This window comes from Streptacidiphilus sp. MAP12-20 (assembly GCF_041262525.1).
Taxonomy (GTDB): Bacteria; Actinomycetota; Actinomycetes; order Streptomycetales; family Streptomycetaceae; genus Streptacidiphilus.
Map to the genome: position 1 here is coordinate 43,187 of NZ_JBGCCK010000025.1, position 19,633 is coordinate 62,819.

The 19,633-nt window shown below is 72.3% G+C and carries 23 protein-coding genes and 1 pseudogene; 11 read left to right on the plus strand and 13 right to left on the minus strand.

Annotated features, from left to right (window positions below; genetic code table 11):
• Positions 1-164: 164 nt before the first annotated feature.
• Complete coding sequence (locus tag ABIA32_RS27790; protein WP_370101125.1) at positions 165-485, plus strand: WhiB family transcriptional regulator; 321 nt, start codon at positions 165-167, stop codon at positions 483-485.
• A gap of 171 nt (positions 486-656) precedes the next feature.
• On the opposite strand, the gene ABIA32_RS27795 is transcribed toward ABIA32_RS27790, so the two are convergent.
• Both ABIA32_RS27795 and ABIA32_RS27800 read right to left on the minus strand, forming a co-directional pair.
• The gene (locus ABIA32_RS27795; protein WP_370101289.1) at positions 657-1,760 is read right to left on the minus strand and encodes an ArsA family ATPase; all 1,104 of its coding nucleotides are present in this window, start codon (positions 1,758-1,760) and stop codon (positions 657-659) included.
• A 62-nt stretch (positions 1,761-1,822) separates the two neighbouring features.
• The gene (locus ABIA32_RS27800) at positions 1,823-2,854 is read right to left on the minus strand and encodes an ArsA-related P-loop ATPase (RefSeq protein ID WP_370101128.1); all 1,032 of its coding nucleotides are present in this window, start codon (positions 2,852-2,854) and stop codon (positions 1,823-1,825) included.
• 98 nt (positions 2,855-2,952) lie between these two features.
• On the opposite strand from ABIA32_RS27800, the gene ABIA32_RS27805 reads away from it, so the two are divergent.
• From ABIA32_RS27805 to ABIA32_RS27820, 4 genes are read left to right on the plus strand one after another with little or no spacing between them, the layout of a single operon-like run.
• Positions 2,953-3,108 (plus strand): DUF4177 domain-containing protein, encoded by a 156-nt coding sequence (locus ABIA32_RS27805; RefSeq protein WP_157596993.1) that lies wholly within the window; start codon positions 2,953-2,955, stop codon positions 3,106-3,108.
• A gap of 5 nt (positions 3,109-3,113) precedes the next feature.
• The gene (locus ABIA32_RS27810; protein WP_370101131.1) at positions 3,114-3,578 is read left to right on the plus strand and encodes a RidA family protein; all 465 of its coding nucleotides are present in this window, start codon (positions 3,114-3,116) and stop codon (positions 3,576-3,578) included.
• A gap of 56 nt (positions 3,579-3,634) precedes the next feature.
• Positions 3,635-4,486, plus strand: a complete 852-nt coding sequence (locus ABIA32_RS27815) for an NUDIX hydrolase (RefSeq protein WP_370101134.1) — start codon at positions 3,635-3,637, stop codon at positions 4,484-4,486.
• The gene (locus ABIA32_RS27820; RefSeq protein ID WP_370101137.1) at positions 4,483-5,304 is read left to right on the plus strand and encodes an MBL fold metallo-hydrolase; all 822 of its coding nucleotides are present in this window, start codon (positions 4,483-4,485) and stop codon (positions 5,302-5,304) included. The genes ABIA32_RS27815 and ABIA32_RS27820 overlap by 4 nt, the downstream gene beginning before the upstream one ends.
• Before the next feature lie 110 nt (positions 5,305-5,414).
• On the opposite strand, the gene ABIA32_RS27825 is transcribed toward ABIA32_RS27820, so the two are convergent.
• From ABIA32_RS27825 to ABIA32_RS27845, 5 genes are all read right to left on the minus strand, one after another.
• Positions 5,415-6,089 carry a Crp/Fnr family transcriptional regulator gene (locus ABIA32_RS27825; protein WP_370101140.1) on the minus strand — a complete coding sequence of 225 codons (675 nt, stop codon included), beginning with the start codon at positions 6,087-6,089 and terminating at the stop codon, positions 5,415-5,417.
• 150 nt (positions 6,090-6,239) lie between these two features.
• Positions 6,240-7,841, minus strand: coding sequence for an LCP family protein (locus tag ABIA32_RS27830; protein WP_370101143.1), 1,602 nt, complete (start codon positions 7,839-7,841; stop codon positions 6,240-6,242).
• Entirely contained in the window at positions 7,834-8,400 is a 567-nt protein-coding gene (locus tag ABIA32_RS27835) for a DUF6542 domain-containing protein (RefSeq protein WP_370101146.1), read from the minus strand. The genes ABIA32_RS27830 and ABIA32_RS27835 overlap by 8 nt, the downstream gene beginning before the upstream one ends.
• A 187-nt stretch (positions 8,401-8,587) precedes the next feature.
• The gene (locus tag ABIA32_RS27840; protein WP_370101149.1) at positions 8,588-9,211 is read right to left on the minus strand and encodes an NUDIX domain-containing protein; all 624 of its coding nucleotides are present in this window, start codon (positions 9,209-9,211) and stop codon (positions 8,588-8,590) included.
• 98 nt (positions 9,212-9,309) lie between these two features.
• Positions 9,310-10,584, minus strand: coding sequence for a hypothetical protein (locus ABIA32_RS27845; RefSeq protein ID WP_370101151.1), 1,275 nt, complete (start codon positions 10,582-10,584; stop codon positions 9,310-9,312).
• A 127-nt stretch (positions 10,585-10,711) separates the two neighbouring features.
• Between ABIA32_RS27845 and ABIA32_RS27850 the strand changes: the two genes are divergently transcribed.
• On the plus strand, positions 10,712-11,452 hold the full coding sequence (locus tag ABIA32_RS27850) for a COG4280 domain-containing protein (RefSeq protein ID WP_370101154.1): 741 nt from the start codon (positions 10,712-10,714) through the stop codon (positions 11,450-11,452).
• Complete coding sequence (locus tag ABIA32_RS27855; protein WP_370101156.1) at positions 11,449-11,649, plus strand: hypothetical protein; 201 nt, start codon at positions 11,449-11,451, stop codon at positions 11,647-11,649. Before ABIA32_RS27850 ends, ABIA32_RS27855 begins: the two co-directional genes overlap by 4 nt.
• Positions 11,650-11,983: 334 nt before the next feature.
• On the opposite strand, the gene ABIA32_RS27860 is transcribed toward ABIA32_RS27855, so the two are convergent.
• Positions 11,984-13,390, minus strand: coding sequence for a PLP-dependent aminotransferase family protein (locus tag ABIA32_RS27860; protein ID WP_370101159.1), 1,407 nt, complete (start codon positions 13,388-13,390; stop codon positions 11,984-11,986).
• A gap of 47 nt (positions 13,391-13,437) precedes the next feature.
• Here ABIA32_RS27860 and ABIA32_RS27865 point away from each other — a divergent pair, with 47 nt between their 5' ends.
• On the plus strand, positions 13,438-13,926 hold the full coding sequence (locus ABIA32_RS27865) for a carboxymuconolactone decarboxylase family protein (RefSeq protein ID WP_370101162.1): 489 nt from the start codon (positions 13,438-13,440) through the stop codon (positions 13,924-13,926).
• Between the two features lie 84 nt (positions 13,927-14,010).
• Here ABIA32_RS27865 and ABIA32_RS27870 read toward each other — a convergent pair.
• Together ABIA32_RS27870 and ABIA32_RS27875 are read right to left on the minus strand one after the other, a co-directional pair.
• Positions 14,011-14,101: pseudogene (locus ABIA32_RS27870) on the minus strand (aldo/keto reductase); the annotation flags it as partial.
• Positions 14,098-15,018, minus strand: coding sequence for an NAD-dependent epimerase/dehydratase family protein (locus ABIA32_RS27875; protein ID WP_370101165.1), 921 nt, complete (start codon positions 15,016-15,018; stop codon positions 14,098-14,100). The gene ABIA32_RS27875 and the pseudogene ABIA32_RS27870, both read right to left, overlap by 4 nt.
• A 71-nt stretch (positions 15,019-15,089) precedes the next feature.
• Here ABIA32_RS27875 and ABIA32_RS27880 point away from each other — a divergent pair, with 71 nt between their 5' ends.
• On the plus strand, positions 15,090-16,022 hold the full coding sequence (locus ABIA32_RS27880; RefSeq protein ID WP_370101167.1) for a LysR family transcriptional regulator: 933 nt from the start codon (positions 15,090-15,092) through the stop codon (positions 16,020-16,022).
• Here ABIA32_RS27880 and ABIA32_RS27885 read toward each other — a convergent pair.
• A complete protein-coding gene (locus tag ABIA32_RS27885; RefSeq protein WP_370101170.1) occupies positions 15,989-16,528 on the minus strand; it encodes a response regulator transcription factor in 540 nt (179 codons plus the stop codon). The genes ABIA32_RS27880 and ABIA32_RS27885 overlap by 34 nt on opposite strands.
• Here ABIA32_RS27885 and ABIA32_RS27890 point away from each other — a divergent pair.
• Positions 16,511-16,900: a hypothetical protein gene (locus ABIA32_RS27890; RefSeq protein ID WP_370101173.1), complete on the plus strand. Its 390-nt coding sequence runs from the start codon at positions 16,511-16,513 to the stop codon at positions 16,898-16,900. The genes ABIA32_RS27885 and ABIA32_RS27890 overlap by 18 nt on opposite strands.
• On the opposite strand, the gene ABIA32_RS27895 is transcribed toward ABIA32_RS27890, so the two are convergent.
• Positions 16,834-17,970, minus strand: coding sequence for a DUF5937 family protein (locus tag ABIA32_RS27895; RefSeq protein WP_370101176.1), 1,137 nt, complete (start codon positions 17,968-17,970; stop codon positions 16,834-16,836). The genes ABIA32_RS27890 and ABIA32_RS27895 overlap by 67 nt on opposite strands.
• A gap of 78 nt (positions 17,971-18,048) precedes the next feature.
• Between ABIA32_RS27895 and ABIA32_RS27900 the strand changes: the two genes are divergently transcribed.
• A complete protein-coding gene (locus tag ABIA32_RS27900; RefSeq protein ID WP_370101179.1) occupies positions 18,049-18,885 on the plus strand; it encodes an isocitrate lyase/phosphoenolpyruvate mutase family protein in 837 nt (278 codons plus the stop codon).
• A gap of 49 nt (positions 18,886-18,934) precedes the next feature.
• Here the strand turns inward: ABIA32_RS27900 and ABIA32_RS27905 are convergent, their stop codons facing one another.
• Positions 18,935-19,519 carry an HhH-GPD-type base excision DNA repair protein gene (locus ABIA32_RS27905; protein ID WP_370101182.1) on the minus strand — a complete coding sequence of 195 codons (585 nt, stop codon included), beginning with the start codon at positions 19,517-19,519 and terminating at the stop codon, positions 18,935-18,937.
• Between the last annotated feature and the right edge of the window lie 114 nt (positions 19,520-19,633).

A 19,633-nucleotide genomic window follows, 5' to 3' on the forward strand; every position in this document is an offset into this window, starting at 1 on the left:
CAACGGGTGATCTCCTGAGCACGCATAGTCCAAATGGGCCATAAGGATTGGGCCCCGGGGGGCTGTTGCAACGACCGGTTCTTCCGTAACGTCCTCAACTGGCAACGGCATATTCGCCGTTGCCGCCGTGGGGGAGCCTCGATTCGGGAGAGGACGGCGCCAGCATGAGCTGGGTTGAGGACTGGAGTGCGCAGGCCGCCTGCCGCACCAGCGATCCGGACGAACTGTTCGTCCAGGGGGCGGCGCAGAACCGCGCGAAGGCGGTGTGCACGGGGTGCCCGGTGCGCACGGAGTGCCTGGCCGATGCCTTGGACAATCGCGTCGAGTTCGGCGTGTGGGGGGGTATGACCGAGCGGGAGCGCAGAGCGCTGCTGCGTCGGCGGCCCACTGTTGTCTCGTGGCGGCGCCTGCTTGAGACGGCGCGCACGGAGTACGAACAGTCGTACGCGGTCTGCGACGTGGTGGACTTCGCCGAAGCGGGCTGATCTTTCGGCGGGACGTTGCGTTGCACTATCAGGGGCGCGAGGAACTGCGCGAGAAACCACCGTGTGCGGATGGCCCTGCGCGTTCGGTGCCCTACCTGCGTGGGAGGGGGCAGCTCCCGGCCGAAGGCTGGGGGATTGTCGCGCAGTTCCTCGCGCCCCTGACAGTGCAGGTCACGCGCCGCTGAGAAGTGATCCGATTTCGCGGAGACCCTCGAGGTCGTGGACGTCTCCGGGGAGCGCGGAGACCTCTGCCACCCGGACGTCCGGGAAGACGGAGACGAAGCGGTCGCGCATGCGGCGCTCGCGGGCGATCACCTGCATGCGTTCCGCGTGCAGCCGGAGCAGGCCCGCGGCCAGCTGTTCGCCGTTGCCGGGAGGGCCGTCGTCGAGGGACTCGGCCGCGGCCCGGGCGCGCTCCGCGCTGAGCTGGGGCGCACCGGTGTGGTGGACGCGGTTGAGGACGAGGCCGGCCAGCGGCATCCGGTCGGCCTCCAGGCGGTCGACGAAGTAGGCCGCCTCCCGCAGTGCGTCCCGCTCCGGCGCGGCGACGACGAGGAAGGCCGTCCCCTTCGCCTGCAGCAGCGCGTAGGTACGGTCCGCTCGCTCGCGGAAGCCGCCGAACATGGAGTCCATCGCGGCGACGAAGGTCGACACGTCCTGCAGCACGCTCGCGCCCAACACCTTGCTGAGCACGCCGGTGAACATCGTCATGCCGACGTTCAGCATCTTCATCGCGCTGCGGCCGCCCACCTTCGCGGGCGCCGTCAGCACCTTGATCAGTCGGCCGTCCAGGAACGAGCCGAGCCGGTTCGGCGCGTCCAGGAAGTCCAGCGCGGAGCGGCTCGGCGGTGTGTCGACGATGATCAGGTCCCAGTCGCCGCTGGCGTGCAGCTGACCCAGCTTCTCCATCGCCATGTACTCCTGCGTGCCGGCGAAGCCGGAGGAGAGCGACTGGTAGAAGGGGTTGTCCATGATCTGCCGGGCCCGCTCGGGGTCGGCATGGGCGAGCACGACCTCGTCGAAGGTCCGCTTCATGTCGAGCATCATCGCCTGGAGCTCGCCCGAGCCGGTGACGCCCTTGACCACGCGCGGGGTGTTGTCCAGCTCGGTCAGGCCCATCGACTGCGCAAGGCGTCGCGCCGGGTCGATCGTCAGCACGACCACCTTGCGGCCGCGCTCGGCCGCGCGCAGGCCGAGGGCCGCCGCGGTGGTCGTCTTGCCGACGCCGCCGGAGCCGCAGCAGACGACGATGCGGGTGCCGCGGTCGTCGAGCATGGCGTCGATGTCGAGTTGACGCGAGGTCAGCGCCGCCTCGGTCCTACCGCCGTTGCCGTTGGTCACGCCGCCCCCTGGTGTCGCAGTTCCGCCGCCAGTCGGTAGAGGCCGCCGAGGTCCACGCCGCCGGCCAGCTGCGGCAGTTCGTAGGTAGGCAGCTTCAGGCCCTGGATGTCCACCCGCTGCTCCCGTTCCAGCTCCACCCGGGCCGCGTGCTCGCGTCCCTGCTCCAGCAGCGGGCCGACCAGCTTGCGCACCGCCGCGCCGGGGCCGTTGGCGCCGGACGAGCGGCGGCCGCCGAGCCCCGCCTCGGTCAGCGCGATCGCCAGCTCCTCCTCGTGCTCGCCCTCGGCGGCCAGCACCGCCGCCTGGTCCAGCACCGGCGGGCGAACCATGTTCACGAACACCCCGCCCACCGGCAGCCTCGCCGCGTGCAGGTCCGCTATCCCGTCCACGGTCTCCTGGACCGGCATCTCCTCCAGCAGGGTGACCATGTGCACGGCCGTCTCCGGGGACTGGATCACCCGCATGACCGCCTGCGACTGGGTGTAGATCGGCCCCATCCGGGCCAGCCCGGCGACCTCGGTGTTGATGTTGAGGAAGCGGGTCACCCGTCCGGTCGGCGGCGCGTCCATCACCACCGCGTCGTAGACGCGTCGCCCGTCCGGGCGACGGCGCCGGACCGCCTCGCAGGCCTTGCCGGTCAGCAGCACGTCGCGCAGGCCGGGCGCGATCGTCGTCGCGAAGTCGATGAAGCCGAGCTTGCGCAGCGCCTTCCCGGCGCGCCCGAGCTTGTAGAACATCTCCAGGTACTCCAGCAGCGCCTGCTCGATGTCGATCGCGAGCGCGTACACCTCGCCGTGGCCGCGCCCGCCGGCGACCTTGCGTTCCTCGTACGGCAGCGCCGCGATGCCGAAGAGCTCGGCGATGCCCTGGCGCTCCTCGACCTCGATCAGCAGGGTCCGGCGCCCCTCCTTGGCGAGCGCCAGCGCGAGCGCGGCGGCGACCGTCGTCTTGCCGGTGCCGCCCTTTCCGCTGACGACGTGGAGGCGCACGCCCTCCCAGTCCGGGCCTGCGGGTGGGGCTGCGGGCATACGGCGTGCCTCCCTGCTTGCTCGGTGACTGCTGTCGGTCTCCCGTCCTGCCGAGCGTAACCGCTAGCTGTGGAGCAGACGGGCTAGAGTCCAGTGTCATGACCAAGTGGGAATACGTGACGGTGCCGCTGCTGGTGCACGCGACCAAGCAGATCCTCGACACCTGGGGCGAGGACGGCTGGGAGCTGGTCCAGGTCGTTCCGGGTCCGAACAACCCGGAGCAACTGGTGGCGTACCTGAAGCGGGAGAAGTAAGAGCGATGAGCAAGGTTGAGAGTCGCCTGGCCGAACTGGGCCTGACGCTGCCCGAGGTCGTTCCGCCGCTGGCGGCGTACGTCCCGGCCGTGCAGACAGGCGAGTACGTCTACACCTCCGGCCAGCTGCCGATGGTGGCCGGCAAGCTGGGCCTGACCGGCAAGGTCGGCGCCGAGGTCACCGCCGAGGAGGCCAAGGAGCAGGCGAAGATCTGCGCGATCAACGCCCTGGCCGCCGTGAAGTCGGTGATCGGCGACCTCGACCGCATCGAGCGGGTCGTCAAGGTCGTCGGCTTCGTCGCGTCCGCTCCCGACTTCACTGGTCAGCCCGGTGTCGTCAACGGCGCGAGCGAGCTGCTGGGCGAGGTCCTGGGCGAGGCGGGCGTGCACGCCCGCAGCGCGGTCGGCGTCGCGGTGCTGCCGCTGGACGCGCCGGTCGAGGTGGAGATCCAGGTCAAGGTCCGCGCCTGACCCGTCCAGTTCTGGGCACTGTGTGAATTTCGCGCCCTGCGCCGTACGATCCGGCCATGAGTGATCGACTCCCGTCCAACTGGGCGGACCGGATCGCGGCGCAGGCGCGGGGTGAGCTGCCGCCCGTGACGCCGCGCCGCGCCGCCACGGTGGTGCTGCTGCGTTCCCGGGCCGAGGCCGTGCAGGCCTATCTGCTGCGCCGCCGCACCTCGATGGCCTTCGCGGGCGGCGCCTACGCGTACCCCGGAGGGGCGGTCGACCCGCACGACAGCGGGCCGGAGCTCGGCTGGGCCGGCCCGGACGCGGCAGCCTGGGGCGAGCGGCTCGGCGTCGCGCCCGACGAGGCGCGTGCCGTCGTCTGCGCGGCCGTCCGGGAGACCTTCGAGGAGTCCGGCGTGCTGCTGGCCGGGCCCGACGCGTCCTCGGTGGTCGCGGACGTCTCCGGCGAGGAGTGGCGCGCGGCGCGGGCCGCGCTGGAGGCGCACGAGCTGCCCTTCGCCGAGTTCCTCGCCAAGCGCGGTCTGGTGCTGCGCAGCGACCTGCTGGGCGCGTGGTCCCGCTGGATCACCCCGGCGTTCGAGGAGCGCCGCTACGACACCTGGTTCTTCGTCGCGACCGTCCCCGACGGCCAGCGCACGGCGGAGATCCCCGGCGAGGCGGACCGGGTGGTCTGGCTGACGCCGACGGAGGCCGTGGCCCATCATGCGGCGGGCGAGTTCCTGATGTTGCCGCCGACGATCACGACCCTGCGGGAGCTGGAGCGGTTCGCCTCCCCGGCGGAGGCGCTGGACGCGGCGGCGGAGCGGCGGATCGAGCCGATCATGGCGGAGGCACGGATCGAGGCGGACGGCGGCTACGTCGTCACCTGGCCGGGCTATCCGGCGCTCTCACTGCGGGGCCGGGCGTGAGCGGCCCGACCGTGGTCACCGAGCGGGCGACGCTGGTGCTGGCGCCGAACCCGTCGCCGATGACGCTGGAGGGCACGAACACCTGGATCCTCGCCGAGCCGGGTTCGACGCAGGCCGTGGTCGTCGACCCGGGCCCGCTGGACGAGGGCCATCTGGCGGCGGTGCTGGCCGCGGTCGAGGCGCGGGGCTGCAGGGTGTCCGCGACGCTGCTGACGCACGGTCACCCGGACCACGCGGAGGGCGCGGCGCGGTTCGCCGCGCTGAGCGGTAGCGGGGTCCGCGCGTTGGACGCCGCGCTGCGGCTGGGCGAGGAGGGCCTCGCCGACGGCGACGTGCTGGACTACGGCGGCCTGGAGATCCGCGTCGTCGGCACGCCGGGGCACACCTCGGACTCGCTCTGCTTCGCACTTCCCGCGGAGGGCGCGGTGCTGACCGGTGACACGGTGCTGGGTCGCGGGACGACGGTGGTGGCGCACCCGGACGGACGGCTGGGCGACTACCTCGCCTCCCTGCGGCGGCTGCGCGCGCTCGCGGAGGATCGGGAGGCCCGCGTGATCCTTCCGGGGCACGGACCGGTCCTGGAGGACGCGCTGGGCGCGGTGGAGTACTACCTCGCCCACAGGGAAACCCGCCTGGCGCAGGTCGCCGCGGCGGTGAAGGCGGGGCACACGACCCCTGCCGAGGTCGTGGCCGAGGTCTACGCGGACGTGGACCGTGCGCTCTGGCCTGCGGCGGAATGGTCCGTCCGCGCGCAACTCGAGTACCTGCGGGAAGCACAGCAGGGGCGCGAGGAACTGCGCGACAAGCCACCCGCGTAGGTAGAGCCCCGAACGCGCAGGGCCATCCGCACAGGGTGGTTTTCGCGCACGCAGTTGATCAAGCAGAGCCCCGCGCCCCTTGGTAGTGCAACTGAGCCGCTTGCCGAGCGCTAGCGGGAGCGGCGGGCCAGGCGCTCCACGTCCAGCAGGATCACGGCGCGAGCCTCCAAGCGGAGCCACCCGCGCTGCGCGAAGTCCGCGAGCGCCTTGTTGACCGTCTCGCGGGACGCGCCGACCAGCTGGGCCAGCTCCTCCTGCGTCAGGTCGTGCACCACGTGGATGCCCTCGTCCGAAGGGACGCCGAAGCGGCGCGACAGGTCGAGCAGCGCCTTCGCCACGCGGCCAGGAACGTCCGAGAAGACCAGGTCCGACATCACGTCGTTGGTCCGGCGCAGGCGGCGCGCGATCGCGCGGAGCAGGGCGATGGCGACCTCGGGGCGGGTCGTCAGCCACGGCTGAAGGTCGCCGTGGCCGAGGCCGAGCAGCTTGACCTCGGTCAGCGCCGACGCAGTCGCCGTGCGCGGGCCGGGGTCGAAGAGCGAGAGCTCGCCGATCATCTCGCTGGGGCCCACCACCGCGAGCATGTTCTCGCGGCCGTCGGCAGAAGCGCGGTGCAGCTTCACCTTGCCTTCGACGATGACGTACAGCCGGTCGCCCGGGTCGCCCTCGTGGAACAGCGACTCGCCACGGGCGAGCGTCGTCTCCGTCATGGAGGCGCGCAGCTCGGCGGCCTGCTCGTCGTCCAGCGCGGTGAAGAGCGGTGCCCGCCGCAGAACGTCGTCCACTCGGTCCTCCTAGTCGGCCGTGCAGGCTTGAGGTGCGATCCCCATCATGCCCGACCGGGAAACAGTGCGATCAATCACAACAAGTGTGTCTTACGCGTTTCCCGATCTCCTAGCGGGGTGGCATCTGAGTTCTGGACCGGGTCGCGGGGGTCAGTCCACACAGGGGATCCCCTTGCCCATGTCGACGGCCGATCCCTGGAACGGAATGCTCGACGCCGGCTCGGCCGAACCCGCGCCGGAACCGCCCGAGCCGCCAGGAGCCCCCGGAGCCCCAGGAGCCGCCGCACCGGCGGAACCCGCCCCTGCCGCCGCGTCCTTGCCCAGGATCACCTCGACGTGGCCCGCCGCCAGCGCGCTCGACGCGGTCGGCGCCGCCGTGCCGCCGCCGAGCTTGCCCGCGACCTCCTTGGCGGCCTTCTGCGCGCCCGCGCCGTAGCGGACCACGGTGTGGGCGCGGGCGGTGGCGTTGCCCGTGCGGCCCGGGGACCAGCCCGCGTCGACCAGGGTCTTCTGCTTCTCGGCCGCCAGGCCGGTGACGCCGGAGCCGTTCAGCACGTCGACCGTCGCCGGGGTGACCGGCGCGCCCGCAGGCGCCGGCGCCGCGGACGAGGAGGAGGGCGTCGGCTCGGGGCTCGGGTCGTGGGCCGTGAGCCGCTGGATGATCCGCTGGATCTGGGTCGCGTCGACCAGGTTCACCGACTCTCCGTTGCGGGTGGCGAAGCCCTGGATCGGCAGGGTGTTGAAGACGACCTTGCCGCCGGTCAGGTTCGGCACCTGCTGGGCGAAGTCGAGGATGTTCCACTGCGCGTCCAGGACGACGTCCTTCTTCACGACGTCGAGCAGGCCCTGCATCTTGCCCAGGTCGCCGAAGAGACCCTCCTGCTTGAGCTTGTACATCACCGAGGAGATGAAGGCCTGCTGCCGGTGGGTGCGGTCCAGGTCGCCGTTGGTGAGGTTGTGGCGCTGGCGGACGAAGGCGAGCGCCTGGGCGGCGTCCAGGGTGTTGTAGCCGGCGTGGAAGTCCGCGCCGGAGCCCTGGCCGGTCATGGCCGGGTCCTTGGTGGCGTGCTTGAGGCAGACCGTGATCGGCTGGACGACCTTGGCGATGTCGTAAAAGCCGAGCAGGTTGACCTCGGCGAAGTGGTCGATCCTGATGCCGAGGAACTGCTGGACCGTGGCGAGGGTGGCCTCGCGGCCGGCCTCCCGGCTCTGCTGTTCGAGGTCGGCGCCGCTGACGCCGGAGGCCTTGAGCCTCGGCTCGGCGGCGGCCTTGGCCAGGCCGTAGGCCTCCTTGATCTTGTGGTGGCCCTGCGAGCTGCCGTCGCCGTTCAGCGTCTCGACGTAGTCGTCGCGCGGGATGGAGAAGGCCTGCACCTTTCCGCCGTTGGCGGGGATGTGCAGCATGATCAGCGTGTTGGTGTTGTAGCCGCCGATGTCGCTGGAACCGGCGTGCAGGTCCTGCTCGACGAACTGCTTGGGCAGGTCGTTGCCGTTCATGTCCTTGCGGCTGTCCAGGCCGATCAGCAGCAGATTGATCGAGTTGTCCAGCTTCGGCGGGGCGTGCCGCTGCGCGACGGAGAGCGCGTCGGAGGTGTTGAGGCCGTCCACCAGCGAGTTGTAGGTGAACCAGGAGACGCCGCTGACCAGCAGCACGCCCGCCGACGCGGTGGCCATGGCGATCCGGCCTGCCTTGAGCAGCGGCGGCGTCGCGGGCGGGCGTCCCCCCAGATGGTTGCGAGGGCGTTCAGCCATGGTGGTTCCTTCGCGGGACGGGGACCTGTCGAGCCTCGACCGCGCGCGCGGCCCGACCGGAGCGGACGGCGACGCGGCGGACGAGCACCTGCCGCAGGCCGAGCGCGGAGACGGCGGCGAGCAGCGAGAACGCCATCACGGGAAAACCGGTGACGGCCCATTTCAGCGCGGTCGTGGCCAGCTTCGTGCCGGAGAGGTCGACGTCGTGGAGCAACAGCTGAGAGAGGACCGTGACGGCCGCGACCACCAGCGGCGGCGCCGGCAGCACCCACCACAGCCCGCGACGCGTCGTCAGCAGTGCGGCCCACGCGGAGGCGAGCACCGTGCAGAGGGCGAAGAGCAGGCCGAGCGGGGAGCCGATCACCTCGTCGAGCGCCGCGCCGAAGACGGGCAGCGCCAGCAGCACCCACCCCGTGCGCGGACGCACCGGCGAGCGGCCGGGCGGGCGGCCCGGCTGACGCTCGGGCTGACGGCGCGGCGGAGGTGACTCCGACCGAGGCGGCGCGGTCCGGTGCTGACGGGCCGACTCGGGCTGCGGCTGAGCCAGCTGCTCGGGCATTCGTCTCCTCTCACGGCTTACAGCGGTCTCCTGGAGGTCTCCCGCAGTCCTCACTTGTACCGAATTGGGTGGGTGATCTCCGGGCACTCTCCGGCAAATTCCCCCATGCACAGGCTTACCAGGTGTAACAGACGCACAGGGGACATACGCGGTTCCTCGCGCGAGCCGCAAGCCGCGCGCCGCACCGTCAGGTGTGCCCGGCGCGTGCCCGCGCGCGGGACTCCACGGCGAGCGCGACCAGTTCGGCCCACCAGTCGTCCCTGGCGCGGGCCAGCAGCCGCTGCGCCTCGGCCGGGGGCACGACGCGGACCTCGACGACCGGTTCGCCGTCGGAGGGATTGGTCGGGTCCGAATCGACGACCACCTCGGCCCAGCCCCACAGCCAGGCCTTCTCCGGGTGCGGCTGCCACGGGCGGTAGGGCGTGGGCCGGTCGGTCACGCAGTGGTGCGCGCCGATCCAGACCGGCGCGTCCAGCATCCGCGCGCCCGCCTCCTCGCGCAGTTCGCGGGCCAGGCAGACCTCGACGCTCTCGCCGTCCTCACGGGTGCCGCCCGGCAGGAACCAGTGGCCGCGGTCGTCCCGGCACAGCACGATGCCCTCGTCGCCGGACGGGTCGGACGCGCTGGACGGGTCGGCGGCGAAGCCGACCAGATGGATGTTGGTGACCAGCCGGTCCTCCGGCATCCGCGCGGAGAACTGGGCGTCGAGGCCGCCCCAGCTCCATCGTTGCGGGGCGTGCAGGCGCGGGAAACGGCGGGCCAGCGCCATCAGCGATGCTGGATCGTCAGGCCGTTCGGACGTCGTGGTCATTCGCCGAGCGTAGCCGTGTGACTCCACTTTCGGGTGGAGGGACCCGTGGCCGACAGGCTTGACGGAACGTCATGGTGACGGCGTCCGGCCTGCCGTGGTCACCAGGCGGCGTCGACCCTGGGCCCCACCAGGTCCGGCGTCCGGGCCGCGGCCGAGTTGGTCGAGCCGGAGCCGACCGAGCCGGTCGTGCGGGCCGAGCGGGTCCGGGCCCGGCGACGGTTCCGCACCCGCTTGCCCGGAGTCGGCCAGAACAGCACGTACAAGGCCGAGACGACCACGAACGCCAGCCGGACCAGCCCACGCGTCGCGTCGGAGGGGATGACCAGCGTCCCGCCGTAGAGGCTGAGCAACGCGATCCAGCTCCACCACGGGACCAACCGCCGCGCGCCGACCGCGTCCCAGAGCAGCGTGCCGAGCAGCACGGAGGCGCTGTAGTAGGTGTAGACGCTCGGGTCCAGCAGGATGCGAGCGTCCACGCACAGCAGCACGACGGCCGGCCAGCGGCCGCGCAGCACGGCGAGCGCGCCGAGCGCCGCGCCGAGTGCGAACTGGACCGGCCGGTCCCAGAACGGGGTGTCCGGCGCGTTGACGCCGAGCCAGCGCAGCGAGGAGGCCGGCTGGTTCGGTATCGCGAACTTCGCGGCGGCCATCGTGTCGAGGTTGCCCAGGTAGAACGGCAGCCAGGCCACCGCGACCAGCGCGCAGAAGAGCAGGAAGGGACCGCGTCGGCGCCCGACCGGCAGCGCGAGCAGCAGCACCGCGAAGGGCACCGCCCACGGCTTCGCGTCCACGGCGAGGGCGAGGAACACCGCGACGGCCCAGGTGCGGCCACGGGCGAGCGCGTGGACGGCGAGGGTGGTGCAGAAGAGGGTGAGCGCGTCGTCGAGGTGGGCGAAGCGGACGGTCACCTCGATCCACATCGGGATGAAGGCCAGCCCGGCGACCAGGATCCGCTGCTGGAGCCGCCGGTGGTTGGTGCCGGTGCCGAGGTAGTGGACCGCGGCCGTGCGGCCGACCAGGATCAGCATCACCAGGCCGAGCGCGGCCATCGTCGCCTCGGCGAGCAACTGCCCGGTCGCGGGCGGGAACGGCGCGAAGATCCGCGCCACGGCCAGACTGAACGGACCGATCTGCAGCTCGGGATGGTCCGCGTAGAGGGACAGCCCGCCGCCCTTTCCGCTGCCGAACAGCAGCTGCTCGCCCTGGCGCAGGTAGTGCCAGGACACGCCGCCACTCCGTGCGACCAGCACGAACCAGAGCACCGTCCAGCCCGCCAGCAGCGCATGATGTCTGCGTACTGGCAGCCAACGAGCGATGCGTCCGGTGTCGGCGCTGTAGTCGGGGAGGGTGGTCTCCTCGCCGGCTCGGCTCACGTTGCTCACTCTCACCCGAATCAGCTGTCTTTCCCCCCGGGCGCCGGTCATCTTAGACGTGGAATGAAAGAAAGATGAGTGGGAGATTCCATTCGGAGTCTTACCGTTCTTCCGGAGGTGGTGTCGTGTGAGTTCGTGGGTCCTCTTCTTCACGGTCCTGCTCGCCTGTGCGGTGGAGGCTGTGGAGGCGCTGACCGTCGTGCTCGCGGCCGGCACCAGCAGGGACTGGCGCTCGGCGGGCCAGGGCACGGTCGCGGCGCTGCTCGCCCTGGCGGTGACGGTGGCCGCGCTGGGTCCGGCGGTGGGCCTGATCCCGCTGGACGCCCTGCGTCTGGTGGTGGGCGCGCTGCTGCTGGTCTTCGGCCTCCAGTGGCTGCGCAAGGCGGTGCTGCGCGCCTCCGGGCACAAGTCGCTGCACGACGAGACGGCCGCGTACGCCCGCGAGGTCGCGGCGGCGGAGTCCGCGGAGCGGGGCGGCCGGGGCCGGGTGCGGGACTGGTACGCGTTCACGCTGTCCTTCAAGGGGGTTTTCCTCGAAGGGCTGGAAGTAGCGTTCATTGTCGTCACGTTCGGCAGTAATGAACGGAATGTTCCGATTGCGGTCCTGGGTGCGCTGGTCGCCGTGCTGATCGTGACCGGGGTGGGATTCGCGGTCAGGGCACCGCTGGCGCGGGTGCCGGAGAACACGATGAAGTTCGTGGTGGGCACGATGCTGACGTCGTTCGGCATCTTCTGGTCGACGGAGGGCGCGGGCGCGCACTGGCCCGGCTCGGACGCGGCGCTGGTCGCGATCGTGCCGGCGGTGGCGCTGCTGGCCCTGGGCTACATCACCCTGCTGCGGGCGGACGGGAAGGCGGAGCTGCGATGAGGACGATCAAGGCATTCGGCCGCTTCTGGTACGACTTCGTCGTGGGGGACGACTGGCGGGTCGCCGCGGGCGTCGCGGTGGCGCTGGGCGCGACGGCGCTGCTTGTGCATGGCGGCGGGGTGAACGCGTGGTGGGTGGTACCGGCGGCGGTGGTCCTACTGCTGGGGCTTTCCCTCCGACGGGCGGCGAAGCGGTGAAGTTGCGCCTCCGGCGCGTGGTGCGACTGGTCGCGACAAGGGGAAGTTGCACTTACCTCAGGGGCGCGGGGCTCTGCTGACTTACGCCTCCGGCGCGTGGGCGCGACAGGCCACGACGGACGGCCCGTTGCAGCACCCAGGGGCGCGGGGCTCTGCTGACTCGCGCCTCCGGCGCGTGGGCGCGACTGGTCGCGACGGACGGCCCGTTGCAGCACCCAAGGGCGCGGGGAACTGCGCGACAAGCCACCGACGTGCGGATGGTCCTCAACGCGCAGGGCCATCCGCACAGGGTGGTTGTTCGCGCAGTTCCCCGCGCCCCTGAGGTGAGTGCAACTCATGGTCCGAGTTCGACCTGCAGCAGTCGCGTCAGTGCCGTCACCGCAAGCGGGAACGCCGCCTCGCGCGGAGTGCCGTAGCCGAGGATGAGGCCCTGGCGGTGTGCCGCAGACGGCGCGTGCCAGTGGTCGGCGAGGGTGTCGAAGGACAGGCCGTGCGCGCTGGCCCTCCGAAGGAGAAGCTGTTCCGGTGGGGCGCCGGCAGGCAGGCCGAGGAGGACGTGCTGGCCCGCCGCGACGCCTTCCAAAGAGCAGCCGGGCAGCTCCGCGCCCGCGGCGAGCAGCAGGTCCCGGCGTCGGCGATAGCGGCCGCGGCTCGCGCGGACGTGGCGGTCGTAGGCGTGCGAGGTGAGGAACTCCGCGAGGGTCAGCTGGCCCAGTGACTCGGTCTGGTAGTCCGTCAGGCGCTTGGCCCGCATCACCGGTTCGACCAGTCGCGCCGGCAGCACCAGCCAGGCCAGGCGGACGCCCGGCGCCAGCGTCTTCGCCGCCGTGCCGACGTAGACGACGGAGTCCGGCGCGGTGCCCTGGACCGCGCCGACCGGCTGGCGGTCGTAGCGGAACTCGCCGTCGTAGTCGTCCTCCACCACCACGCCGGAGGCGTCCCGCGCCCAGGCGATCAGAGCGCGGCGCCGTTCGGGGGGCAGGGTGACGCCGGTCGGGTACTGGTGGGCGGGGGTGACCACGGCCGCCGCGACGTCCGACCCCGCCAGCGACGAGGGGTCCGCGCCGAGACGGTCCACCGGCAGCGGGACGACCTCCCGGCCCGCGAAGCGCGCGACCTCCCGATGGAACGGCAGCCCTGGGTCCTCCATCGCGAAGGCCCCTGGCGGCAGCACGCGCGCGAGGAGACCCAGCGCCTGGACGTAGCCGGAGGTGATCACGATCCGGCCCGGCGCCGCGTCCACGCCGCGTGCGCGGCCGAGGTAGTCGGCGAGCGCGGCGCGCAGCTCCGGGCGGCCGCGCGGGTCGCCGTAGCCGAACGCGGCGGGCGGGGCCTCGCCGAGCGCGCGGCGGGAGGCCCGCAGCCACTCGGCGACCGGGAAGGAGCCCATGTCGGGCCTGCCGGGCCGCAGGTCGTGCCGTGGCGGCGCGGGCGTGCCGCGGGTCGCGGGGCGCTCGGCGCGGGCCACGTCGGCGACGCGGGTGCCGGAGCCGTGACGGGCGATCAGATAGCCTTCCGCCGCCAGCTGGTCGTATGCGGCGCTGACCGTGCCACGCGCGATGCCGAGCTCGGCGGCCAGCGCCCGCGTGGCGGGCAGCCGGGTGCCCGCCGCGAGGCGGCCCGCGCGGACGGCCTCGCGCAGCGAGCGTTCCAGCGCGGTGCGGACGCCCTCGCCGGGGTCGCGTCCGGCGGCGAGGTCGAGGTGGAGATCGACTCCGAAAGTGGACCAGTCATTGTCCATGGAAATGGACCTTATCAGCGGTCCACTGCGCTTCTAAAGTCATACACATGACGACAACGACGAAGTCCCAGACCGCAACCGACGCCCCCCAGATCACCGTCCGCCTCGCCGCGGACAAGCTGGCCCCGGCCGCCATGCGCGCCATGTCCGGCCTGGACCGCGCCACTGCGGGCAGCGACCTGGAGGCCGGCCTCAAGGAGCTGGTCCGCGCCCGCGCCTCGCAGATCAACAACTGCGCCTACTGCGTCGACACCCACACCACCGACGCGCTGGCCGCCGGTGAGACGCAGCGCCGCCTCTTCCTGCTGCCCGTCTGGCGGGAGACGGGCCTGTTCAGCCGCCGCGAGCGGGCCGCCCTGGCGCTGACCGAGGCGGTCACCCGGCTCTCCGAGGGCCCGGTCACCGACGAGGTGTGGGCCGAGGCCGCCGAGCACTTCGAGGAGACCGAGCTCGCCGAGCTGCTCTGGCTGATCACCACGATCAACGCCTGGAACCGCATCAGCGTCGCCGCCCAGGCCTGGCCCGTCAACGAGTGACGGGCACCGTGCGCGGGCCGGCGTCCGTCGGGTCCGAGGCCTGAGCCGAAGGCCCGGCGGGTGCTTCACGGAAGGTCTTCGTGTGCCGCTCGTCCGGTCGGCCCTCGACCGAGAGGGGCATGGCACCGAGGCCGATCGCGCTGACGACGGTGTCGCCGATACGGCGCTCGCTCATGCGCGGGCCTCCTTGGCGACGGCGGGCAGCCAGTCGGCGGTCCGGGAGAAGGTGAAGCCGAGCCGCTCGGCGCGGGCGGTGTCGACGGCGTATGCGCGGTCGAACGAGAAGGGCGAGGCGGGCTCGCCCGCCGGGGTGATCTCGTAGCGCACACCGTCGCCGCCGCGGCCGCCGAGTACCGCGCACAACTCCCTGACGTCCAGCGCGCCGTGGGAGGCCGCGTTGACCGGGCCGGTGAAGTCGGCGGCGGCGGTCCAGGCCAGGAAGCGGGCGATCTCCGCATCGTGGATGAACGAGGCCGGTTGCGGCCGCGCGTGGACGAGCACCGACAGGCCCGCGTCGATGCGTTCGACGTAGTGGGCCAGCCGCCCGGTGAAGTCCGCGCCGCCGAGCACGTGCGCGGTCCGGACGGCGGCGAAGTCGAACGCCTGCTGCGCGGCCAGCACCGCCTCTGCCTGGCGCTTGCCCTCGCCGTAGTGGGTGCCCAGGAACTCGTCTTCATCCCAAGGCAGTTCGAGGTCGACCGGCTGCGACGACAGATCCACCACCGCCTCGGCGAGCGGTGCGCCGCCGGGGCGGCCGCGCTCGGCGTAGACCTCGACCGTCGAGGTCATCACGTAGCGCCGGGTCCGGCCCGCGAAGACGCGGGCGGCGATCCGGGCCTGACGCGGGGTGTAGCAGACCTGGTCCACGACGACGTCGAAGCGGCGGTCGGCGAGGGCGGCGCGCAGGGCGGCTTCGTCATCGCGGTCGGCCAGCAGTCGGGTGACGCCGGGCGGGGGCGGCGTCGAGCCGCGGTTGATCACGGTGACTGCCGCGCCCGCCTCGCGCAGCTCCTCGATCAGGCGTGGCCCGAAATAGCGGCTGCCGCCGATGACACCCACGTGCTTGCCGTTCAGGCTGATCGGACTGTTCATACAGGCCAGCCTGCCGGGCACAGGGCACAAGCAGTAGTGTCGAGATCAACATCTCGTCATCAGGAGAACTGTTGATCGACGTCCAGCGGCTCGCCGTGCTCCGTGAGGTGGCCCGGCAGGGCAGCTTCAACCGCGCGGCAGCGGAGCTGCGCTTCACGCCCTCCGCGGTCTCGCAGCAGATCGCCGCGCTGGAGCGGAGCTTGGGCGTCCCCGTCGTCGAACGCAGCACGCGGGGCGTGACGTTGACCGAGGCGGGCCGGCTGCTGGTCGAGGCCGCCGACGCGATCTCCGCCGAACTGGTCGACGCCCAGCAGCGCATCGACCGGCTGACCGCCGAGCGCGCCACGCTGACGGTCGCCAGCTTCGCGAGCGGCGGCCGCCACCTGCTGCCGCCCGCGCTGGCCGGGTTCGTCTCCTGCCACCCCGAGGTGGAGCTGACCATCCTGGAGTTGGAGCCCGAGGAGAGCCTGCCGCTGGTCCGCGAGGGCCGCGCGGACCTGGCCCTCGGCTACCACTTCGACGGCCCGCCGCCCGCTCGCCCCGGCGACCGCTCCGGCCTGGACTGGATACCGCTGCGCGCCGACCCGCTCCGCGTCGTCCTGCCCCGCACCCACCCCGCCGCCGATCGCACCGAACTGCACCTGGCCGAACTGGCCGACGAACGCTGGGTTCTGGGCTGTCTCAAGTCCGCCGCCCAGCTCGCCCACTACGCGGATCTGGTCGGCGTCGAGCTCGGCATCTCCTGCAATTCCACCGACTACGCCTTCGCTCAGTCCCTGGTCGGCGCGGGCGTCGGCATCGCCCTGATCCCGGAGATCGCCCTTTCCCATGCCCCGGACCTGGCCGTCGTCCCCCTCGCCGCTCCCAGCCCGGTCCGCCACCTCGGCCTCGCACTGTCCCGCCGCCGCCGCGGCTCCTCCGCACGCCTCGCGGACGAGCTGGCCGTACGAGTCGCCGGGGTGACGGCAGGTCAGCGGGAGGTCGTCACCAGCCCGGCCTCGTAGGCGAGGATGACGAGGTGGACGCGGTCGCGCGCGTCCAACTTGGAGAGCAGACGGGTGACATAGGTCTTGACCGTGGTGATGCTGAGGAAGAGCTGTTCGGCGAGTGGTTCGCGTTCTGGTCGCTCCGCTCGACGCGCTGGGGCTTCATCCTCGGTGTGGTCGGGCTGGTGGTCCTCAACTTCAACGCGGCGATCGCCGACGTGAACGACTGGGCGAACTTCTCTGCCCAGCAGCGGGCGCAGTTCGCGCCCTTCGGCTCGCTGGCCGCCAGCTTCACCAACAACGCCTGCATCGCCACGCTGTTGATCGCGGGAAGCCTGGGCGCGGTCGCGCTGCTGAGCGAGTACTCGACGGGCCAGATCCGCACCACCTTCGCGGCGGTGCCCGCCAGGCGAGCGCTGCTCTCCGCGGAGATCACCGTGCTCACGGTGGTCATGACGGGCTTCGGCGTACTGGCGACCGCGGCGTCCTTCTGGGTGAGCCAGGCCGTGCTGTCGAGCAAGCATGTCGGGATCTCGATCACCGAGCCGGGCATCTGGCGCGCCCTGCTGGCCTCCGCCCTGCTGCCGCCGGTCTGCGCGTTGACCGGTCTGGGCCTCGCGGCGCTGATCCGGCACAGCGTGGCCACGATCGTCGGGACGACGACGGTGCTGCTGCTGATCCCCAACTTCATGAGCGACAACCACTACTGGTCGGCCTGCCTCTACCAGGCGACGCCGTTTCGAGCCTGGCAGGTCCTGCACGACCTCATCGGCACGCCGGTCAACCCGCACATCCCCTTCCCGGCTCAGCCGAGCGGTGAGTGGTGGGTCTACCTCGGCTGGGCGCTGGGCGGGGTGCTGGTGACGCTCCTCTTCGGCAGCCGGCGCGACGTCTGAGCGGGTCCGGCTCCCGGATCGGCTCCCGGATCGGCGTTCGGCCCGGTCAGCAGCGCGTCGGCCAGCGGGGTGCGGGCGTAGAGGACCGAGCGGCCCGCGCGGTGCGCGGTGGCGAGGCCGGCCGCACGCAGCGCGGTCAGGTGCTCCGAGACGCTCGGCGCGGACAACCCGGCGCGGGCCGCGAGTTCGGTGGTGGACGCGGGAGCGTCGAGCCCGGCCAGCAGCTGGGCCCGCGTCCGGCCCAGTACCCCCGCTACCGCCGACCCGGCGTTCCCGCCCCGGGCGGGACGTTCCCAGAGGGTGGCGATTCCGTCGGCCGGATACGCGAGTTGCGGCGGAGCGTCGGGCACGGCCCGGGTCAGCACGCACGGCCAGGCGAAGACCGAGGGGATCAGCAGCAGGCCGGGCCCGGTTCCGGTACGGGAGATGACGCAGTTTCGGCCGCTGAGGGTGAGCCTGTCGTCCTTCCAGCTCAGGGCTGGATGCAGCTCGTCGAGCAGCCGGCCTGCCCCCTGCGCGGCGACCGTCCGGGCCCGGCGGGCGATGTCCGCCTCCAGCAGTGCGCGGATCCTGGCCCAGTAGGGCGCGACGGCGAGCTGCCAGTAGCTTTCGATCTCCGTCGCCAGCCGGGCGAGTCCGGCCCCGGGATCGCGCCGCAGCGCGCGTGCTCCGGCGGGCAGTCGGCCGCCGCGGCCCGCGGTGAGACCGTTGAGATCACGGTGGACCTGCTCGGTGGGCGTGGCCAGGATCGCCGAGACTTCCTCGGCCAGGGTGGGCGCGGGGGAGGCCGGGGTCGGGTTCAGGAAGTCGGGCAGGTAGCCCTCGGCCGGGACCAGCTCGGCCAGCCGCCCCCGGTCCAGCCCGGCGGAGGTGAGCCTCGGCCGCACCTGCGCGGCCCAACGGCGGTGCAGGGACGGCGTGTGGGCGGGATCGGCGGCGAGGGACCGCAGGCCGGTGACGATCTCCCAGAGCGGGGAGACCGCGAAGCGGGTCTGGGCGAGATCCCCGGTGGAGAACACCAGCTCTGCCTGCACGGTCGCCTCCGTCTGCCGGGCCGAGGATTCGGGCACAGCCTAATCCGTGGAACCGACGGCGGCGCGGGTTCCACGATGGCTCACGCATCACTCCTACGCGAAGGCGGTCGCTCCATGTCTGTTCCCGTTGACCCCACCACCCGGGAGAAGGCGCTGCGCCTGCGCGCCCTGGCCGACTCGTCCGTGCTGGTCCTGCCGAACGCGTGGGACGCGGGCAGCGCGGCGGTGATCGCCTCGGCGGGCGCGCCGGTCGTCGCCACGACGAGCGGCGGCGTGTCCTGGTCGCTCGGCCACGCGGACGGCCAGCGCGCGAGCCGCGAGGCGATGGTCGAGGCGGCGCGCCGGGTGGTGGCGGCGGTGGACGTACCGGTGACCGTCGACGCCGAGAGCGGCTACGGCGCGGAGCCGGAGGGCGTGGTGGCGACCGTGTCCGCGCTGGTCGCGGCGGGCGCGGTGGGCATGAACCTGGAGGACTCGCGTGCGGTGGGCGGCCCGCTCTTCACGGCCGAGGAACAGGGCGCGCGGCTGCGCGCGGGGAGGGCGGCGGCTGCGGACGCGGGCCTGCCGGAGTTCTGGATCAACGCCCGCACGGACGTCTTCCTCTTCGGGATCGGCGAGCCTGAGGGGCGGCTGAAGGACGTGCTCCAGCGCGCGGAGGTCTACGAGGCGGCGGGCGCGGACGGCGTCTTCGTCCCGGGACTCCTCGACCTCGACGTCCTGCGCGAGCTGTGTGCGGCGTCGCCGCTGCCGGTGAACGCGATGTTGGTACCGGGCGGCCCGACCGTCCCCGATCTCACCGCGACCGGCGTCCGCCGCGTCAGCGCCGGCACGGCGCTCACCCAATCCGCGTACGCGCTGGCGCGCCGCGCGGCCGCGGAGCTGCTGGGCGCGGGGACGCTGAGCGCACTGGACGGCGGGCTCGCCTTCGGTGAACTGAACGAGCTCTTCTGAGCAGAGGTGCGGTTGCACCGCCCCTGTGGGTTGCAACCGCAGGCGGGAGCTAACCCTTCGCGGCCTTCGCTGCGGCCTTCGCCTCCTGCTTCGTCGCGCGGACCTTGTCCAGGGACTCGGGTCCCGTGATGTCGGCGACCGAGCGGAAGCTGTTCTTCTCGCCGTAGGCGCCCGCCGCTTCGCGCCAGCCCTTGGGCTGGACGCCCAGCTGTTTGCCGAGCAGGGCCAGGAAGATCTGGGCCTTCTGCTTCCCGAAGCCCGGCAGCTCCACCAGTCGGGCGAACAGCTCGGCGCCGCTGCCCACGTCGCTCCAGACCTTCGTGACGTCCCCGGCGTAGTGCTCGTCCAGGTAGGCGCACAGCTGCTGGATCCGCTTCGCCATCGAGCCCGGATACCGGTGCACCGCCGGCTTCTCCGAGCAGAGCGCGGCGAACGCCTCGGGCTCGTAGGTCGCGATCGCGTGGGCGTCCAGATCGTCGCCGCCCAGGCGTTCCAGCAGGGTGTACGGGCCCGTGAAGGCCCATTCCATCGGCACCTGCTGGTCCAGCAGCATGCCGATCATCGCGGCCAGCGGACTGCGGGTGAGCAGCGCGTCGGCGTCGGGGTTCTGGGCGAGGCGGAGGGCGTTCGCCATCGCGGTCTCTCCTTCGTTCGGCTTCGCTCGACCGGATCCTGCGACCGGTGAGGGGTCACGTCCATTCTCGACGTCGGCCCTCGGTCCCGCCCGCCGCGACAGGCGGGACCGGCA

Bases quoted from the DNA above. Each gene is read 5' to 3' on its own strand.
- ABIA32_RS27790 (WP_370101125.1), top strand. From the start codon at position 165: ATGAGCTGGGTTGAGGACTGGAGTGCGCAGGCCGCCTGCCGCACCAGC.
- ABIA32_RS27795 (WP_370101289.1), bottom strand. From the start codon at position 1,760: ATGCTCGACGACCGCGGCACCCGCATCGTCGTCTGCTGCGGCTCCGGC.
- ABIA32_RS27800 (WP_370101128.1), bottom strand. From the start codon at position 2,854: ATGCCCGCAGCCCCACCCGCAGGCCCGGACTGGGAGGGCGTGCGCCTC.
- ABIA32_RS27805 (WP_157596993.1), top strand. From the start codon at position 2,953: ATGACCAAGTGGGAATACGTGACGGTGCCGCTGCTGGTGCACGCGACC.
- ABIA32_RS27810 (WP_370101131.1), top strand. From the start codon at position 3,114: ATGAGCAAGGTTGAGAGTCGCCTGGCCGAACTGGGCCTGACGCTGCCC.
- ABIA32_RS27815 (WP_370101134.1), top strand. From the start codon at position 3,635: ATGAGTGATCGACTCCCGTCCAACTGGGCGGACCGGATCGCGGCGCAG.
- ABIA32_RS27830 (WP_370101143.1), bottom strand. From the start codon at position 7,841: ATGGCTGAACGCCCTCGCAACCATCTGGGGGGACGCCCGCCCGCGACG.
- ABIA32_RS27835 (WP_370101146.1), bottom strand. From the start codon at position 8,400: ATGCCCGAGCAGCTGGCTCAGCCGCAGCCCGAGTCGGCCCGTCAGCAC.
- ABIA32_RS27840 (WP_370101149.1), bottom strand. From the start codon at position 9,211: ATGACCACGACGTCCGAACGGCCTGACGATCCAGCATCGCTGATGGCG.
- ABIA32_RS27855 (WP_370101156.1), top strand. From the start codon at position 11,449: ATGAGGACGATCAAGGCATTCGGCCGCTTCTGGTACGACTTCGTCGTG.
- ABIA32_RS27860 (WP_370101159.1), bottom strand. From the start codon at position 13,390: ATGGACAATGACTGGTCCACTTTCGGAGTCGATCTCCACCTCGACCTC.
- ABIA32_RS27865 (WP_370101162.1), top strand. From the start codon at position 13,438: ATGACGACAACGACGAAGTCCCAGACCGCAACCGACGCCCCCCAGATC.
- ABIA32_RS27875 (WP_370101165.1), bottom strand. From the start codon at position 15,018: ATGAACAGTCCGATCAGCCTGAACGGCAAGCACGTGGGTGTCATCGGC.
- ABIA32_RS27885 (WP_370101170.1), bottom strand. From the start codon at position 16,528: ATGCTTGCTCGACAGCACGGCCTGGCTCACCCAGAAGGACGCCGCGGT.
- ABIA32_RS27900 (WP_370101179.1), top strand. From the start codon at position 18,049: ATGTCTGTTCCCGTTGACCCCACCACCCGGGAGAAGGCGCTGCGCCTG.
- ABIA32_RS27905 (WP_370101182.1), bottom strand. From the start codon at position 19,519: ATGGCGAACGCCCTCCGCCTCGCCCAGAACCCCGACGCCGACGCGCTG.